The 16,730-nt window shown below is 70.9% G+C and carries 16 protein-coding genes and 2 pseudogenes; 5 read left to right on the plus strand and 13 right to left on the minus strand.

What is annotated here, in order from left to right:
- Positions 1-57 precede the first annotated feature (57 nt).
- A complete protein-coding gene (locus tag Sfulv_RS05320; RefSeq protein WP_173312063.1) occupies positions 58-564 on the plus strand; it encodes an HNH endonuclease in 507 nt (168 codons plus the stop codon).
- A 61-nt stretch (positions 565-625) separates the two neighbouring features.
- Here the strand turns inward: Sfulv_RS05320 and Sfulv_RS05325 are convergent, their stop codons facing one another.
- The 4 genes from Sfulv_RS05325 to Sfulv_RS05340 form a co-directional block, all read right to left on the minus strand.
- The gene (locus tag Sfulv_RS05325) at positions 626-1,393 is read right to left on the minus strand and encodes a sulfite exporter TauE/SafE family protein (protein WP_246353017.1); all 768 of its coding nucleotides are present in this window, start codon (positions 1,391-1,393) and stop codon (positions 626-628) included.
- A gap of 84 nt (positions 1,394-1,477) precedes the next feature.
- Positions 1,478-2,425, minus strand: coding sequence for an SPFH domain-containing protein (locus tag Sfulv_RS05330; protein WP_173312069.1), 948 nt, complete (start codon positions 2,423-2,425; stop codon positions 1,478-1,480).
- 127 nt (positions 2,426-2,552) lie between these two features.
- A complete protein-coding gene (locus Sfulv_RS05335) occupies positions 2,553-2,981 on the minus strand; it encodes an NfeD family protein (protein WP_173312072.1) in 429 nt (142 codons plus the stop codon).
- 67 nt (positions 2,982-3,048) lie between these two features.
- Positions 3,049-3,846, minus strand: coding sequence for an ABC transporter ATP-binding protein (locus Sfulv_RS05340; RefSeq protein WP_173312075.1), 798 nt, complete (start codon positions 3,844-3,846; stop codon positions 3,049-3,051).
- A 145-nt stretch (positions 3,847-3,991) separates the two neighbouring features.
- On the opposite strand from Sfulv_RS05340, the pseudogene Sfulv_RS29655 reads away from it, so the two are divergent.
- Positions 3,992-4,779: pseudogene (locus Sfulv_RS29655) on the plus strand (Rv1486c family protein).
- A 174-nt stretch (positions 4,780-4,953) separates the two neighbouring features.
- Here Sfulv_RS29655 and Sfulv_RS05350 read toward each other — a convergent pair.
- Positions 4,954-5,598 (minus strand): response regulator, encoded by a 645-nt coding sequence (locus Sfulv_RS05350; RefSeq protein WP_173312078.1) that lies wholly within the window; start codon positions 5,596-5,598, stop codon positions 4,954-4,956.
- The gene (locus tag Sfulv_RS05355) at positions 5,591-6,736 is read right to left on the minus strand and encodes a GAF domain-containing sensor histidine kinase (RefSeq protein WP_173312081.1); all 1,146 of its coding nucleotides are present in this window, start codon (positions 6,734-6,736) and stop codon (positions 5,591-5,593) included. The genes Sfulv_RS05350 and Sfulv_RS05355 overlap by 8 nt, the downstream gene beginning before the upstream one ends.
- Positions 6,737-7,242: 506 nt before the next feature.
- Between Sfulv_RS05355 and Sfulv_RS05360 the strand changes: the two genes are divergently transcribed.
- The gene (locus tag Sfulv_RS05360; RefSeq protein ID WP_173312084.1) at positions 7,243-7,998 is read left to right on the plus strand and encodes a transglycosylase SLT domain-containing protein; all 756 of its coding nucleotides are present in this window, start codon (positions 7,243-7,245) and stop codon (positions 7,996-7,998) included.
- A gap of 89 nt (positions 7,999-8,087) precedes the next feature.
- Here the strand turns inward: Sfulv_RS05360 and Sfulv_RS05365 are convergent.
- Positions 8,088-10,617: pseudogene (locus Sfulv_RS05365) on the minus strand (ABC transporter ATP-binding protein/permease).
- 401 nt (positions 10,618-11,018) lie between these two features.
- Between Sfulv_RS05365 and serB the strand changes: the two are divergent.
- Positions 11,019-12,212: a phosphoserine phosphatase SerB gene (gene serB, locus Sfulv_RS05370; protein ID WP_173317601.1), complete on the plus strand. Its 1,194-nt coding sequence runs from the start codon at positions 11,019-11,021 to the stop codon at positions 12,210-12,212.
- A 72-nt stretch (positions 12,213-12,284) separates the two neighbouring features.
- Here the strand turns inward: serB and Sfulv_RS05375 are convergent, their stop codons facing one another.
- The 4 genes from Sfulv_RS05375 to Sfulv_RS05385 form a co-directional block, all read right to left on the minus strand.
- Positions 12,285-12,803, minus strand: a complete 519-nt coding sequence (locus Sfulv_RS05375; protein WP_173312087.1) for a SixA phosphatase family protein — start codon at positions 12,801-12,803, stop codon at positions 12,285-12,287.
- Between the two features lie 96 nt (positions 12,804-12,899).
- Positions 12,900-13,106 (minus strand): hypothetical protein, encoded by a 207-nt coding sequence (locus Sfulv_RS05380; protein ID WP_173312090.1) that lies wholly within the window; start codon positions 13,104-13,106, stop codon positions 12,900-12,902.
- Positions 13,107-13,252: 146 nt separating this feature from the next.
- The gene (locus tag Sfulv_RS30130; RefSeq protein WP_256669232.1) at positions 13,253-13,363 is read right to left on the minus strand and encodes an SGM_5486 family transporter-associated protein; all 111 of its coding nucleotides are present in this window, start codon (positions 13,361-13,363) and stop codon (positions 13,253-13,255) included.
- A 26-nt stretch (positions 13,364-13,389) separates the two neighbouring features.
- Positions 13,390-14,676 (minus strand): CynX/NimT family MFS transporter, encoded by a 1,287-nt coding sequence (locus Sfulv_RS05385; protein WP_173312093.1) that lies wholly within the window; start codon positions 14,674-14,676, stop codon positions 13,390-13,392.
- A gap of 57 nt (positions 14,677-14,733) precedes the next feature.
- Between Sfulv_RS05385 and Sfulv_RS05390 the strand changes: the two genes are divergently transcribed.
- On the plus strand, positions 14,734-15,408 hold the full coding sequence (locus Sfulv_RS05390) for a FadR/GntR family transcriptional regulator (protein ID WP_173312096.1): 675 nt from the start codon (positions 14,734-14,736) through the stop codon (positions 15,406-15,408).
- Positions 15,409-15,416: 8 nt separating this feature from the next.
- On the opposite strand, the gene Sfulv_RS05395 is transcribed toward Sfulv_RS05390, so the two are convergent.
- Both Sfulv_RS05395 and fabI read right to left on the minus strand, forming a co-directional pair.
- Complete coding sequence (locus tag Sfulv_RS05395) at positions 15,417-15,776, minus strand: hypothetical protein (protein WP_173312099.1); 360 nt, start codon at positions 15,774-15,776, stop codon at positions 15,417-15,419.
- Between the two features lie 186 nt (positions 15,777-15,962).
- Complete coding sequence (fabI, locus tag Sfulv_RS05400; RefSeq protein ID WP_173312102.1) at positions 15,963-16,730, minus strand: enoyl-ACP reductase FabI; 768 nt, start codon at positions 16,728-16,730, stop codon at positions 15,963-15,965.

The following is a 16,730-nucleotide window of genomic DNA, read 5'->3' on the forward strand; positions in this document are numbered from 1 at the left end:
CAGCCAGAGTTGATCCGGGCCTGCCAGGGGGCGGGCGGCACACGGGAGGTGGGCGGGATGCGGGACACGCTGGTACTGAACGCGAGCTTCGAGCCGCTGTCGACGGTGACCCTCAATCGTGCGGTGGTGCTGATCCTGACGGACAAGGCCGTGGTCGAGCAGTCGCATCCCGGTCTCCGTATGCGCGGTGCCGACGTCGATATTCCGGTGCCCCGGGTGATCAGGCTCTGCCGGTACGTACGGGTGCCGTTCCGAAGACAGGCCCCGTGGTCCAGAAGGGGTGTGCTCATACGCGACCAGCACAGGTGCGCGTACTGCGGGCGCCGGGCGAGCACCGTCGACCATGTGGTGCCGCGTGCGCAGGGGGGCCGGGACTCGTGGCTGAACACGGTGGCGTCGTGCGCCGAGGACAACCACCGCAAGGCGGCCCGGACGCCGGAGCAGGCGGGGATGCCGCTGCTGCGGCAGCCGTTCGTGCCCTCGCCCGCGGAGGCGATGCTGCTGGCGATGGGGGCCGGTGACCGGTCGGCGCTGCCGCGGTGGCTGGACCGGTCCGCGGCGTAGAGCCGGCGCTCCCGTCGACGTACCGGAAGCCCGTCTCCGCGGGGAGGCGGGCTTCCGTGTGTCAGCGGAGCAGCAGTTGGACGATGGCGGCCGTGCCGACCACGACGACGAAGGCGCGCAGGAAGGCGGGGCTGAGGCGCCGGCCCACCTTGGCGCCGATCTGGCCGCCGATGGCGGAGCCGACCGCGATGAGGGCGACGGCCGTCCAGTCGAAGTCGGCGACGAAGAGGAAGAAGAGGGCGGCGACGCTGTTGACGACGGCGGCGAGGACGTTCTTGACGGCGTTCAGGCGCTGCATGGTGTCGTCGAGCAGCATGCCCATCAGGGAGAGGTAGATGATGCCCTGGGCCGCGGTGAAGTAACCGCCGTAGACGCTGGCGAGGGCCAGCCCGGTGTAGAGGGCTGGTCCTCCGTCCGGGCGGGGGCGGGTGCCGTTGCGCTCCCGGCGGTGCTGGACCGCTCTGCTGATGCGCGGTTGCAGGATGACCAGGACGAGCGCGAGGGCGACCAGGACCGGGACGACCGTCTCGAAGGCCGTGGGGGGCAGGGCCAGCAGCAGTGTGGCGCCGGTGAGTCCGCCGATGGCGGCTCCGACACCGAGTTTCAGGACCCGGCGCCGCTGTCCCGCGAGTTCGCGGCGGTAGCCGATCGCGCCGCTGATGGAGCCGGGGATCAGGCCGAGGGCGTTGGAGACGGTGGCGGTGACGGGTGGCAGGCCGGTGGCGAGCAGGACGGGGAAGGTGATCAGTGTGCCCGAGCCGACGATCGTGTTGATCGTGCCCGCGCCGACACCCGCCGCGAAGATCGCGAGGATTTCCCAGATCGACAAGGCCATCTCCTTCGATGGTCAGTGACGCCTCCCCGCCATGAAGGTCGAGGGGCCCGCACTGATCATGCACGAAGATGTTCCGGGTCAGTCGACGGGGGGTTCCTCACGGCGCTCTTTGCCCGTGTTGGCGGGGGCGCCGGTGTCGAAGCCCGGGGCGCCGCCGCCGAGGTTGCCGAAGGCGCCGCTGAGGCCCTTGAGCGCGTCGCCGATCTCACTGGGCACGATCCAGAGCTTGTTGGCGTCGCCTTCGGCGATCTTCGGCAGCATCTGGAGGTACTGGTACGAGAGGAGCTTCTGGTCCGCGTCCCCTGCGTGGATGGCCTCGAACACCGTACGGATGGCCTGCGACTCGCCTTCGGCGCGCAGGGCGGACGCCTTGGCCTCACCCTCGGCACGCAGGATCGCGGACTGCTTCTCGCCTTCTGCGGTGAGGATCGCGGACTGCCTGATGCCCTCGGCGGTGAGGATCGCGGCGCGCTTGTCGCGGTCGGCGCGCATCTGCTTCTCCATCGAGTCCTGGATGGAGGTCGGCGGCTCGATGGCCTTGAGCTCGACGCGGTTGACGCGGATGCCCCACTTGCCGGTGGCCTCGTCCAGGACGCCGCGCAGGGCCGCGTTGATCTCCTCGCGGGAGGTGAGGGTCCGCTCCAGGTCCATGCCGCCGATGATGTTGCGGAGGGTGGTGACAGTGAGCTGTTCGATGGCCTGGATGTAGCTGGCCACCTCGTAGGTCGCGGCCCGGGCGTCGGTCACCTGGTAGTAGATGACGGTGTCGATGTTGACGACCAGGTTGTCCTGGGTGATCACCGGCTGGGGCGGGAAGGGCACGACCTGTTCGCGCAGGTCGATCCGGTTGCGGATGGAGTCGATGAACGGGACGACGATGTTGAGCCCGGCGTTGAGGGTGCGCGTGTACCGCCCGAAGCGCTCGACGATGGCGGCGCTGGCCTGCGGGATGACCTGGATCGTCTTGATCAGGGCGATGAAGACGAGCACCACCAGAATGATCAGGACGATGATGATCGGTTGCATCGTTGCCTCGTGCCCTTCGGTTGCCGACGGATCGCGGTGATCTCGGTCGAGATCTCATGACGGTCGGACTCTCATGATGATCGACATCGAGTTTGTCAGAACTCCGGCTGCCGTGCGTCCAGTTCGCTCACATGACGACGGCGGTCGCTCCGTCGATGTCGACCACGTCGACCTGTTGACCCGGTTCGAAGCTCTGGTCGCCGTCGAGTGTGCGGGCGGACCAGATCTCACCGGCCAGCTTGATGCGCCCGCCGCTGCCGTCGACCCGTTCCAGCACGACGGCCTGACGGCCCTTCAGGGCGTCGATGCCCGTCGCCTGCGAGGGGCGGGAGCCGCGGTGTCTGGCGGCGATCGGGCGCACCACGGCGATGAGCGCCACGGACACCGCGACGAAGACGAGGACCTGGGCCACGATTCCACCGCCGAGAGCGGCGACGATCGCCGCGGCGACGGCTCCGGCGGCGAACATCCCGAATTCGGGCATCGCTGTGAGGACGAGTGGGATGCCCAGTCCCACCGCCGCGATCAGCCACCACACCCACGCGTCGATTTCCACGGACTCATCGTAGGACCGCGGGTGCCTCCGCCAACAGGGCGCACGCGTGCGGCTGTTCGGTGAGGTGTCAGGAGAGCGGCAGACCGTGGGCCGTGTAGCGGTCGCCGGTGTGCTCGACGATGAGCGGCAGGCCGAAGCAGAGGGAGAGGTTGCGGGAGCTGAGCTCGGTCTCCATGGGGCCCGCCGCCAGGACCTTGCCCTGCCTGATCATCAGGACGTGGGTGAAACCGGGTGCGATCTCCTCGACATGGTGGGTGACCATGATCATCGAGGGTGCGAGGGGGTCGCGGGCGAGCCGGCCGAGGCGGCGGACGAGGTCTTCGCGGCCTCCGAGGTCGAGGCCGGCCGCGGGCTCGTCGAGGAGGAGGAGCTCGGGGTCGGTCATCATCGCGCGGGCGATCAGCGTGCGCTTGCGCTCGCCCTCGGAGAGGGTGCCGAACCTGCGCTCCAGGAAGCCGGTCATGCCGAGCCGGTCGAGGAAGGCGCGGGCGCGGTCCTCGTCGACGGTGTCGTAGTTCTCGTGCCAGGTGGCGGTCATGCCGTACGCGGCGGTGAGCACCGTCTGGAGCACGGTCTGGCGCTTGGGCATCTTGTCGGCCATGGCCATGCCCGCGATGCCGATCCGGGGGCGGAGGTCGAACACGTCGGTGCCCACGCCGCCGAGCCGCTCGCCGAGGACGGTGGCGGTTCCGGTGCTGGGGAAGAGGTAGCTGGAGGCGATGTTGAGGAGGGTGGTCTTGCCGGCGCCGTTCGGTCCGAGGATGACCCAGCGCTCACCCTCCTTGACCGACCAGGAGACGTCTTCCACCAGAGCGCGTCCGTCGCGGACCACGGATACGTCCACCAGCTCCAGTACATCGCTCATGAGCGCGTTGTCTCCCCATGCAGTGTCGAGATCGTCGCGTGCCTGTGGGCACAGCTCCCAGGGAAAACCTACGCCACCCCGGGAGCGCTCCGGCCGCTGGGCCGGTGTGATGACGGGCCGGGCGCGCATTCCCTAGGCTGTCGCCATGCTTTCGGAACCACGCTCAGGGCTCTTCGCCGCCTGGGGAAACGCGCTCGTGGCAGGACTCGTATCACCGGACGACGCGGCGCTCGCGATCGTCGGGGAGGACGCGGTGCACCGCGTGGAGGGGGTGCCGGGCGAGGCGGGGCCGGTCGGACTGACGCTGGCGCTCGGGCGGCTGCGGGCGCTGGGGGTGACCGGGTTCCGGGTCGCGCTGCCGGTGGCGGGGCATCCGCTGGGGCTGAGCGGGCCGCCGGAGTTCAACACGAGAGCTCTGGAGGCGGAGGAGGCGGTGGTGGCTTCCGGGGTGCCGTACGGGTTCGTGCCCGAGGTGAACGAGGCGGGTCCCGCGGGGATCTGCACGTGGAGGTGGTGTGGCGGTGTCTGCCGGTGCGGGAGGCGCCGCCCGCCGACGTGCCGTCGCTTGGCGAGGCCGAGCGGGAGCTGGCCGAGGCGCTGCGGGACGCCACGGCGGTGCTGGCGCGGCTGGACGTGGCCGGATCGGGACCGGTGGCCGCGGCGGCGGTGGACGCGTACCGGGCGCGGGCGGAGCGGGGCCGCGAGGTGCTGGCGCCGGGGTACCCGCCGCGGGCGGTGCGCGTGCTGGAGCTGGCCCAGCGGGTCGGGCTGCTGGTCTCGGTGGCGTACGAGCACGGGCCGGGCGGCGCGGTGACGGCCGCGGAGATCGCGGCGCGGGGTGAGGCGCTGAGGCCGGTGGAGCGGGTGGCCCGGCGGGCGCAGGTGGCGGCGTACAACGCGTATGTGGAGGAGGCGGAGCGGGGGTGGCGGTAGTCGCGCGGGCCGCACCGGGCGGTGGGGGGCGCCGCTCCTTCCTCGGACGCCGGACGGGCTGGAGTGGGCCGGGGTGGTGCCGAAGTCGCCGGACACCGGGGCGAGCAGCCCGATCACGTCGGCGGTGCTGCCCGCCGCGTTCACCTGGACCGGGACCAGTACGGATCCCGGCTCTCAGCCCGCCGCCCCGTGCCGCACGGCCCACAGGGCGGCCTGGGTGCGGTCGGAGAGGTCCAGTTTCATCAGGATGTTCGACACGTGCGTCTTCACCGTCTTCTCCGAGAGGACCAGCGCGCGGGCGATCTCGCGGTTGGACCGGCCGTCCGCGATCAGACCGAGCACCTCGCGCTCGCGTTCGGTGAGGGTGCTCCCCCGGCCCGTACCGCTGCCCGCGTCGTCCTGGGCGAGCAGGGCGCCGGCCACCTCCGGCTGGAGCAGTACGTGTCCCGCGTGGACCGAGCGGATGGCGCCGGCCAGGGCGTCCGGGTCGACGTCCTTGTAGACGTAACCGGAGGCTCCGGCGCGCAGCGCGGGGACCACCGTGCGCTGCTCGGTGAAGCTGGTGACGATGAGGACCTTGGCCGGGTTGGCCAGTTCGCGGAGCTTGCGCAGCGCGTCGATGCCGTCCGTACCGGGCATCTTGATGTCCATCAGGACGACGTCCGGGCGCAGCTCCTCCGTGCGGGCCACGCCCTCCGCTCCGTCCGCGGCCTCGCCGACGACCTCTATGTCGTCCTGGACCTCCAGGAACGTACGCAGTCCGCGGCGCACCACCTGGTGGTCGTCGACCAGCAGCACCTTGATGATCCTGTCAGCCACAGGGCACCTCCATCGTGATCGTGGTGCCCTTTCCTGGCTCCGACGCGACGGTGAGTTTCCCGCCCACGCTGCCGGCCCGGTGGCGCATGGAGACGAGGCCGAGGTGGCGGCCGGCGTGCCGGACGGCGGCGGCGTCGAATCCGCTGCCGTCGTCGCGGATACGCAGCGCGGCGGTGGCGCCGTGGCGGATGAGGGAGACCGCCACGTGCGCGGCGCCGGAGTGGCGCAGGGCGTTGTGCAGGGCTTCCTGGGAGACCCGCAGCATCGCTTCCTCCCGGGTGGCGGGCAGGGCCCGTACGCCCGCGCTCTCGAAGGTGACCCGGGCGGTGTGCGCCCGGTCCAGGACCTGGATCTGCGTCCTGAGCGTGGCGACCAGGCCGTCCTCGTCCAGTGCGGCGGGCCGCAGCTCCACGACCGCCGCGCGCAGCTCGTCCACGGCTTCCGCGGCGAGGGCGGCGACCCGCTGGAGCTCGTCCTTCGCGCGGGCGGGGTCCCGGTCGACCAGGGCCGCGGCGGCCTGCGCGGTCAGCCGGAGCGAGAAGAGCTTCTGGCTGACGGCGTCGTGGAGCTCGTGGGCCAGCCGCGAGCGCTCCTCCGCGATGGTGAGCTCGCGGCTCCGCTCGTAGAGCCGGGCGTTGGTGAGGGCGATCGCGGCGTGCTGGGCGAGGATCGACAGCAGTTCCTCGTCCTCGGCGGTGAAACCGCAGGTGCCCGCCGGTTTGGGGCAGCGCTTGTTGGCCAGGAAGAGGGCGCCGATGGTCTCGTCGCCGTCCTGGATGGGCAGCCCGAGGAAGTCGGACATGTCGGGGTGGGCGTCGGGCCAGCCCTCGAAGCGGGGGTCCTCCCGGACGTCGGCGAGCCGCTCGAGCTTCGCCTGGTGGAGCATGGCGGCGAGGACGCCGTGCTGCCTGGGCAGGGGGCCGATGGCCTTCCACTGCTCGTCGCTCACACCGTCGACCACGAACTGGGCGAAGCCGCCGTGGTCGTCCGGGACGCCCAGGGCGGCGTACTCGGCGTCGAGCAGTTCACGGGCCGAGGCGACGATCGTCTTCAGGACGTCACGCATGTCGAGATGCCGGTTCATGGCGAGCAGCGCGGCACTCACGGCGGCGAGACCCGACGGTGGGTGAGGGCTCATGGGGTCACCGTACCGGCGGGGTGCGACAGGCGTATCGGGCTGTGGACGGCCGCTCCGGGGACGTGGGGACCAGGACTTCCGGCCTATGGGGGTGGCCGGGTCCCGGGACCTGGACCCGTAGGGGCCCGGGGGCGCGGGTACGGCTGCGGGGCGGGCAGGCGGCCGGCCCGGCGGGGGCGGAGAAGGAACTGCCGGAACCTTACGCTCCGCATTGCTTGAGCAACATCACGTGAGTTCGCACCAGGCCCCGTGTGAGCCCGGGCATAGGATCCACATCACTTACGAAGTCCACTAGTGGATACAAAACGGGCAATCAGCCGGGTACGAGTGCGGCCAAGCCGGTCAGAGCGGGCACCTGATCCACTATCCGGCTTCGTACGTCACACCTTTGCCACAGCATTTTGCTGGAGCTAAGAATTGCACCTGTCCCCGACGGAGATGCGCAACGCGGCGCTTCCGTCTTCGTCCTCCGTGAGGACTCCTGCGATTCGAAGAGGTACGTCTGCATGCTCGCGTCCAGCACCCCCGGCCGTAGCCGTCGTCTGAACAAGACCCAGAAGCTCTCCGTTGCCGGAGTCTCCGCACTTGGTGCGGCTGCCCTCGCGTTCTCCCTCGTTCCCGCCGAAGCGGGCGCCGAAACAAGCACCCAGGCCCTGACCGCCGCTCCGGTCGTCGTCGCGGACGGCGCCCCGCAGGCCAGGACCGTGCAGGCCAGCATCATCGAGCAGCACTCCACCGCCGAGAGCCTGGTGAAGGCCGCCGACGCCGCCCGGGCCAAGGCCGCCGCCGCCAAGGCGAAGACCGCCGCGCAGGCGAAGGCGAAGGCCGAGGCCGCCGCTGACGCCAAGGCCAGGGCCGCTGCCGCCGCGAAGGCGAAGGCCGACGCCAAGAAGCGCTCCTCCCAGGCCGCGAGCCGCAGCGTCGCCCGTAAGCCCGTCTACGCCAACAACCTGGACGGCTGGATTCGCGAGGCCCTCGCGATCATGAAGGAGAAGGGCATCCCCGGCACGTACCACGGGCTGCACAAGAACATCATGCGTGAGTCCAGCGGCAACCCGCGTGCCATCAACAACTGGGACATCAACGCCATCAACGGTGTCCCGTCCAAGGGCCTGCTCCAGGTCATCAAGCCGACCTTCGACTTCTACCACGTCGCCGGCACGCCCAAGGACCAGTACGACCCGGTCGCCAACATCACGGCCGCGGCCAACTACGCCGCGGACAAGTACGGCTCGATCGACAACGTGAACAGCGCGTACTGACCGGCCCCCGGCCGGACCCGGCACACGCCGGAGGGCGGCACCCCGTGCGGGGTGCCGCCCTCCGGCGTCCGTGCGTGCGGCCGGGCGCGTTACTTGCGCATGACCTCGGGCTCGTGGCGGCGCAGCAGCCGCGCGACCGCGAGGCCGCACAGGACGCCGATGAACAGCAGGACCGAGATGTTGAAGCCCCACTGGCCGGCCGTGCTCTCCCAGAGCGGGTCCAGGTTGGTGGGGTCCTTCTGGTCCCACGGCGGCATGAGGTGGGCGAGGTCGAGCGTCGATCCGGCGGCGGCGATGGCCCACCGCGAGGGCATGAGCCAGGCGAACTGCTCCAGGCCGGGCGAACCGTAGACCTGGAAGAGGATGCCGGTGAAGACGACCTGGACGATCGCGAACATGACGAGCAGCGGCATCGTCTTCTCGGAGGTCTTCACCAGCGAGGAGATGACCAGGCCGAACATCATCGAGGTGAAGCCGAGCGCGATGATCGTGACGCAGAGCTCGACGGCCGGCGGCATGATCAGGCCCTCGGCCGGCAGATCGCGGGTGGCGAAGCCGATGCCGCAGATGATGACGCCCTGGATGGCCGTGATCACTCCGAGGACGATCACCTTGGACATCAGGTAGGCGGAGCGGGAGAGGCCGGTGGCCCGCTCGCGCTCGTAGATGACCCGTTCCTTGATCAGCTCCCGTACGGAGTTGGCCGCGCCGGAGAAGCACATGCCGACCGCCAGGATCAGCATGATCGTTCCGGCGTCGCCGTTGAAGCGGGAGGGCGGGGTGGGCGGGGCCAGGCCGAAGTCGGCCGGGATGACCACGCTGACCACGCCGAGGACCGCGGGCAGGATCACCATCAGGCCCATGAAGCCCCTGTCGGACGCGATCACCGAGGAGTAGCGGCGGATCAGCGTCCACAGCTGCGTCCCCAGCCCTGCGGCTTCGGCGGGCGCATCTGCTGCGGGGACGGCATGTGTACGGGCTGGGCCGCGACCGCGTCGATGTCCGCCGCGTACATCTGGTAGTGCTGGGAGCCGCGCCAGCGTCCCGCCCAGTCGTAGTCGCGGTAGTTCTCGAACGCGGAGAAGACGTCGGCCCAGCTCGTGTAGCCGAAGAAGTTGAGCGCTTCCTCCGGCGGACCGAAGTAGGCCACCGAGCCGCCGGGCGCCATCACCAGGAGCTTGTCGCAGATGGCCAGCTCGGCCACGGAGTGCGTGACCACGAGGACCGTACGGCCGTCGTCGGCGAGGCCGCGCAGCAGCTGCATGACATCGCGGTCCATGCCCGGGTCGAGACCGGAGGTCGGCTCGTCCAGGAAGATCAGCGAAGGCTTGGTGAGCAGCTCCAGCGCCACGGAGACGCGCTTGCGCTGGCCACCGGAGAGCGAGGTGACCTTCTTGTCCTTGTGGATGTCGAGCTTGAGCTCGGCGAGGACCTCGAGGATGCGGGCCTGGCGCTCGGCCTCGGTGGTGTCCGCGGGGAAGCGGAGCTTGGCCGCGTACTTCAGGGCGCGGGTGACGGTCAGTTCCTTGTGCAGGATGTCGTCCTGCGGGACGAGACCGATGCGCTGGCGCAGCTCGGCGAACTGCTTGTACAGGTTCCGGTTGTCGTAGAGGACGTCGCCCTGGTTGGCGGGCCGGTAGCCGGTGAGCGCCTTGAGCAGGGTGGACTTCCCGGAGCCCGAGGGGCCGATGACGCCGATCAGCGACTTCTCCGGGACGCCGAACGAGACGTCCTGGAGGATCTGCTTCCCGCCGTCGACCGTGACCGTGAGGTGACGGGCGGCGAAGGAGACCGCACCGGTGTCGACGAACTCCTCGAGCCGGCCGCCGACCAGCCGGAAGGTCGAGTGACCGACGCCGACGATGTCGTTCGGGCCGAGGAGCGCGGAGCCGGACTTGCTGAGCGGCTGCCCGTTGACGTAGGTGCCGTTGTGCGATCCGAGGTCCCGGATCTCGAAGCGGCCGTCTGGCGTCGCGTGAAACTCGGCGTGGTGGCGGGAGACCTGGAGGTCGGAGACGACCAGCTCGTTCTCCAGCGCACGGCCGATGCGCATCACCCGGCCGAGGTCGAGCTGGTGGAACGTGGTGGGGCTGCGGTCCCCGTAGACCGGCCGGCCCTCGGGACGCCACCGGGGCCGCCCGGGCCGGGTGTGTTCGGGACGCCCGTCTGGTGCGGGACCTGCGGTTGTACGGGTCCCTGCTGGGGCTGGGGCGGCTGCCACGCCTGCTGCTGGGGAGGCTGCATCGGTCCGGGCCCCGCCGGGGCGCCCTGTCCGGGGTGGGCGGGGGCCTGCTGGGCGCCCGCGGCCTGGCCGCTGTAGAGGCCGGCGGCGGCGCTGAGGCGGAGCCGCGGTCCGTCGGTGGCGTTGCCCAGGTGCACCGCCGAGCCGGGCCCGATCTCCATCTGGTGGATCCGCTGGCCCTGCACGTAGGTGCCGTTGGTGCTGCCGTGGTCCTCTATGGACCAGCCGCGGCCGCTCCAACTGATCGTGGCATGCCGCCACGACACCCTGGCGTCGTCGACCATGAGATCGCCCTGCGGATCACGTCCGAGGGTGTACGACCGGGACGGATCGAGCGTCCAGGTCCTGCCATTCAATTCCAGTACGAGTTCCGGCACTCCGCGCCCCACTAGTTGTCCCCGAAGGACTCCCGTCAAAGGAAGTCCAGGGATGCTGAACATCGTGGGGAACTATTCCAGGACAGGTCGCCGATCGGAAAGCCGGGCGGCGTGAAGACCGCGCAGAGACCCGCGGCGCCGCCCCGCGACTCGGCCCAAATCGGCTCGGACCGTGATATCTCGGCATGGGTGGGACGGTCGCGGGTGGACGGGCGGGGGCCGGGCGGTGCACGTCCGGGGCACCGCGGGGGCCCGGGTCCGCGGGAGGGCCGCCCCCGGGTGTCCGGGTGGCGGGACAGCGGGCCGGGGGCCGGGCGGGACCGATACGGTGGGAGCACCATGAGCGCATCTCAGCCACCTCAGCCTCCCCGTCTCCTGAGCTCCCTGAGTCCCGTCAGGGCATCGACGAACCCACCGTCCTCGTCAAGATCTTCGGTAAGGACCGTCCCGGTATCACCGCCGGGCTCTTCGACACACTCGCCGCGTACTCCGTCGATGTCGTGGACATCGAGCAGGTCGTCACCCGTGGTCGCATCGTCCTGTGCGCCCTGGTCACCGCCCCGACCGCGGGCGGTACCTCCGAGGGCGACCTGCGGGCGACCGTGCACAGCTGGGCCGAGTCGCTGAAGCTCCAGGCCGAGATCATCTCGGGCCGGGGCGACAACCGGCCGCGTGGCTACGGCCGTTCCCATGTGACCGTGCTGGGGCACCCCCTCACCGCGGAGTCGACCGCCGCCATAGCGGCCAGGATCACGTCGACCGGCGGCAACATCGACCGGATCTTCCGGCTCGCGAAGTACCCGGTCACCGCGGTCGAGTTCGCCGTCTCCGGCACGGGGACCGAGGAGCTGCGGACCGCGCTGGCGACGGAGGCCGCCCAGATCGGTGTCGACGTCGCCGTCGTGTCGGCGGGGCTGAGCCGCCGCGCGCAGCGGCTGGTCGTCATGGACGTGGACTCCACACTGATCCAGGACGAGGTGATCGAGCTCTTCGCGGCGCACGCGGGCTGCGAGGAGGAGGTCGCCGCCGTGACCGAGCGGGCGATGCGGGGCGAGCTCGACTTCGAGCAGTCCCTGCACGCCCGGGTCGCGCTGCTCGCCGGGCTCGACGTGTCGGTGGTGGACAAGGTGCGGGCGGAGGTGCGGCTGACGCCAGGCGCCCGCACACTGATCCGTACGCTGAAGCGCCTCGGCTACCAGGTGGGCGTCGTCTCCGGCGGATTCACCCAGGTCACCGACGACCTGAAGGAACGTCTCGGCCTCGACTTCGCCGCCGCCAACACGCTGGAGGTCGTGGGCGGCAAGCTGACGGGCCGGGTCGTCGGCGATGTGGTGGACCGGGCGGGCAAGGCACGGCTGCTGCGGAGCTTCGCCGAGCAGGCCGGGGTGCCGCTCGCCCAGACCGTGGCCATCGGTGACGGTGCCAACGACCTGGACATGTTGAACACCGCAGGGCTGGGTGTGGCGTTCAATGCCAAGCCGGTCGTGCGGGAGGCGGCGCACACGGCGGTGAACGTCCCGTTCCTGGACACGGTGCTGTATCTGCTGGGCATCACGCGCGAAGAGGTCGAGGCGGCGGACGGCCTGATCGACTGACCGGACGGGCACGGCACAGGGAAGGGCCCCGGCGCGAAAACCGCGCCGGGGCCCTTCCCCGTTGTCCCCGGGTCAGTCGTTCGGCGTCCAGTATTCGACCAGCCTGCCCGCGCCGTGCCCCAGCGACTTCCAGGCGCCGGAGAACTCCACGACACCGTAGGCGGCGGTCGGGAATCCGTCCCTGGCCACCCGCGCCAGCTCCTCCCCGGCCGCCGAGCCCGAGAGGGCGTCCACGGCGGCGTGCATGCCGGGGTTGTGGCCGATGACCAGGAGGTTGCGGACCTCGTCGGGGGTCTCGTTGAACACGGCGATCAGATCGCCGAGGGAGGCGTCGTACAGCCTCTCCTCGTACACGGTCCTGGGGCGGTGCGGGAACTCGTGGACCGCGAGCTTCCAGGTCTCGCGCGTCCTGACGGCGGTCGAGCACAGGGCCAGATCGAAGTCGGTGCCGGAGTCGGCGAGCTTGCGGCCCGCGACGGGCGCCTCTTTGCGGCCGCGTTCCGCCAGCGGCCGCTTGTGGTCGGACTCCTGCGACCATTCCGCTTTTGCGTGCCTGAGAAGGACGATCCTGCGAGGTGTATCGACGCTCATACACCTCAGCTTCGCACGAAATGTGCCGCGTGGCGCAGGGGGTTGAGGTGCTCTCCCGGTCCGGGTGAACCACTCGATCGGCCCTCCGGGCGATCGTCAGCGGGAGAGCAGGTCCATGAGGTGCGCGAGCAGGCGGCCGAGCGAGGGATCACCGGTGGCGGCGCGTGCCTCGCCCGGGCCGGCGATCAGGAGCAGCAGGGCGGCGAACGCGAGGGCGGGGAGCACGACGGCCCACCACGGCAGCCGGATCTCGACGCCGTCCGCCGCTGGCGTGGTGGACCGGGTGTGCGTGCGGGCCGGCATGGCGCCTCCGTGGGTGTTCGGTTCGGTACTCAGAACCTACGGACCCGGCGGCGCCGGTCCCATCCGGTGGCCCACCCACTTCACCCTGAACCTGTCCCCCTAGGGGATGGGGGCCAGCCCCACCGTCCCCGGCGGTCAGCGCTCCGTCACGGGGAGGCGATCGAGGCGATCACACCGATGATCACGGTGATGAGCAGCATCGCCCCGAAGACGAGGAGAAGCTTCTTCTGGCCGTTCTGGGGGTTCGGGTCGAGCACAGGAGACATGGCTTCAGTCTCGCATCTCAGCACTCGTCCTCGATCGTCCGGTCCCGTCCGGCGAGTACGCCCGCGATCATCTGCGGCAGCATGAGGGCCGCCATCAGGCCGATCGGCAGCCCCCAGCCGCCGCTGTGCTGGTAGAGCACGCCGACGAGCAGCGGGCCGGGGATCGAGATCAGATAGCCGGTGGACTGGGCGAAGGCCGACAGCCTGACCACGCCCGCGCCGGTGCGCGAGCGCAGGCCGATCATCGTGAGGGCGAGCGGGAAGGCACAGTTGGCGACGCCGAGCAGCAGCGCCCAGACCCAGGCGCCGGCCGCGGGCGCGAGGTAGAGGCCCGCGTAGCCGACGAGCCCGCAGGCGCTCAGGAAGACGGCGATCGGGCCCTGGTTGCGCATGCGGGAGGCGACGCGGGGGATGACGAAGGCGAGCGGTACGCCCATCGCCATGGTCACCGCGAGCAGGAGGCCCGCCGTACCCGCCGAGACCCCGGCATCGCGGAAGATCTGCGGCATCCATCCCATGGTGATGTACGCGGCGGTGGCCTGGAGGCCGAAGAAGGAGGCGAGGGCCCAGGCGGTCCTGCTGCGGGTGATGCGCGGGGCCGGGCCCTTGCGCCGGTGTGCGGCGGGCTGTCCCGGTGCGTTGCCCCGGTCCCGCACCAGAGCGGTCCACGGCAGGACCGCGACGGCGGCCAGGACGCCCCAGAGCGCCAGCCCGGCCTTCCAGCTGCCGCTGAGCGCGTCCGTCATGGGCACGGTGACGGCCGCGGCGAGGGCGGTGCCGAGGGCCAGGGCCATGGAGTAGAGGCCGGTCATGGTGCCGACTCGGTCGGGGAACCAGCGCTTGACGATCACCGGCATCAGGATGTTGCTGACGGCGATCCCCATGAGGGCGAGGGCGCTGGCCGCGAGGAAGCCGGCCGCGCCGCCGGTGAAGGGGCGGACCGCCAGGCCCACGGCGATGGCCACCATGCCCGCGCAGACGACGGCGCCGGCGCCGAAGCGGCGGGCGAGCCGGGGCGCCATGACGCCGAAGAGCGCGAAGCAGAGCGGTGGTACGGAGGTGAGGACACCGGCGACGCTGCCGCTCATGCCGAGCCCGTCCCGTACCTCTTCGAGGAGGGCGCCGAGGCTGGTGATGGCGGGGCGCAGGTTGAGGGCGGCGAGTACGAGTCCGGCCATCACCAGGCGCAGGAACCACGGGGAGGGGCCGGTGGGCCGCTGTCCGGGCGGGGTGCGCCCGGACGGCGGTGCGGTCGTGGCGGGCGCTTCACCGAGCGTGGGGGTCCGTGTCTCGTCGTCGGGCATGACACCCATCATAGAATCATGGGATGATTGGTTGTCCAATCCCGAACAAGGAGCACCATGGCGCTGACGTCTCCCCGGCGTTCGGCTCTCGCCGATCAGGTGATTGCCCAGCTGAGGACCCAGATCACCTCCGGCGAGTGGCCCGTGGGCTCACGGATTCCCACCGAACCCGAGCTGGTCGAGCAGCTCGGGGTGGCCCGCAACACCGTCCGTGAGGCGGTTCGCGCGCTCGCGCACAACGGGCTGCTGGACATCCGGCAGGGTTCGGGCACCTACGTCGCCGCCACCAGCGAGCTGGCCGGGGTGATGCACCGGCGCTTCGCGTCCGCCGATCCGCGCCACGTCGCCGAACTGCGCTCCACGCTGGAGTCGTCGGCGGCGCGGCTGGCCGCGGCGCGGCGCACGGACCGGGATCTGCGGCAGCTCGATGCGCTCATGGCGCGGCGTGAGGAGACCTGGGCCGCGGGGGACGCGGAGGCGTTCGTCGCGGCCGACGCGACGCTGCACCTGGCCGTGGTCGCCGCCTCCCACAACGACGTGCTGACGGAGCTCTACGCGGACCTGGGGGATCTCCTGCGCGACTACCTGCGCGACGACGTCGGCCCCGAGCTGCGGCCGGAGAAGCACATGGACCACGCGCGGCTGGTCGAGGCGATCCGGGCGGGCGACGCGGAGACGGCCGCGGCGGAAGCCGCGAGCCATGCGCTGAGCTGCCTGGTGGACCGGGTCTGAGCGGGGTTTCAGGAGCCCCGGCGGTGGCTCACCCAGGCCGAGGCGACCTCTTTCCAGCAGCGGTCGTCGAGCCGTACGGTCTCGCCGGGACCCACCGCCACCGCCTTGCCGTCCGCGTCGACGTCCCACCAGCGGACACACTCGGTGTGCAGCCGCACCAGGTCGATTGAGGGGTAGGGGTTGTGGCAGTACGCGATGGTGCGGGAGCCCTCCACCGACGTACGGCACTCGGAACCGGCGGGCTCCGGGACGGGGGCGGGAGGGGCGGCGGCCCGGTTCGCCGCGTACCCGCCCACGGGAGCGACGAGAGCGGCGACGGCGGCCGGGACGGCCAGCAGGGCCGAGGCCCGGCGACGCGTGAGGCGCACAGCGGTCTCCTCCCGCAGCCTGACCACAAGTCCGGTTCCTGCCCATTCTGCGGGGGATCGGCCATCTTCTCGACCTGAGGCGGGCGGAGCGTCCCGGACGGCGGGCCCCGCCCGGAACGCGCGAAGGCCGCGCACCGCCGCCGGGAAGCCGGGGAAGCGGTACGCGGCCTTCGTGTGTACGAAGGGTCAGGCACCCATCATGTGCACGCCACCGTCGACGTGGATGATCTCGCCCGTGGTCTTCGGGAAGAAGTCCGAGAGCAGCGCGACGACACCACGGCCGGCCGGCTCCGGGTCGTTCATGTCCCACGCCAGCGGGGAGCGGTGGTTCCAGACGTCCGCGAGCTCGGAGAAGCCCGGGATGGACTTGGCGGCCATGGAGCGGAGCGGACCGGCGGAGACCAGGTTGCAGCGCAGGCCGTCCTTGCCCAGGTCACGGGCGAGGTAGCGGGAGGTGGCCTCCAGCGCGGCCTTGGCCGGGCCCATCCAGTCGTACTGCGGCCAGGCGTACTGCGCGTCGAAGGTGAGTCCGACGATCGAGCCGCCGTCGCTCATCAGCGGCTTGCAGGCCATGGCGAGCGACTTCAGCGAGAACGCCGAGACGTGCATCGCCGTGGCGACCGACTCGAACGGCGTGTTGAGGAAGTTGCCGCCGAGCGCGTCCTGCGGGGCGAAGCCGATGGAGTGCACGACGCCGTCGAGCGAGCCGAGCTCGTCGCGGACCAGACCGGCGAGGCGGTCCAGGTGCTCGTCGTTGGTCACGTCCAGCTCGATGACCTTCGCCGGCTCAGGCAGTTTCCTGGCGATGCGCTCGGTCAGCGTGGGCCGTGGGAAGGCGGTCAGAATGACCTGGGCGCCCTGCTCCTGGGCCACCTTCGCGGTGTGGAATGCAATGGACGACTCCATCAGCACACCCGTGATGAGGATGCGCTTGCCGTCGAGAATTCCGCTCAT

Origin of the sequence: Streptomyces fulvorobeus (assembly GCF_013167895.1) — a bacterium.
Taxonomy (GTDB): Bacteria; Actinomycetota; Actinomycetes; order Streptomycetales; family Streptomycetaceae; genus Streptomyces; species Streptomyces fulvorobeus.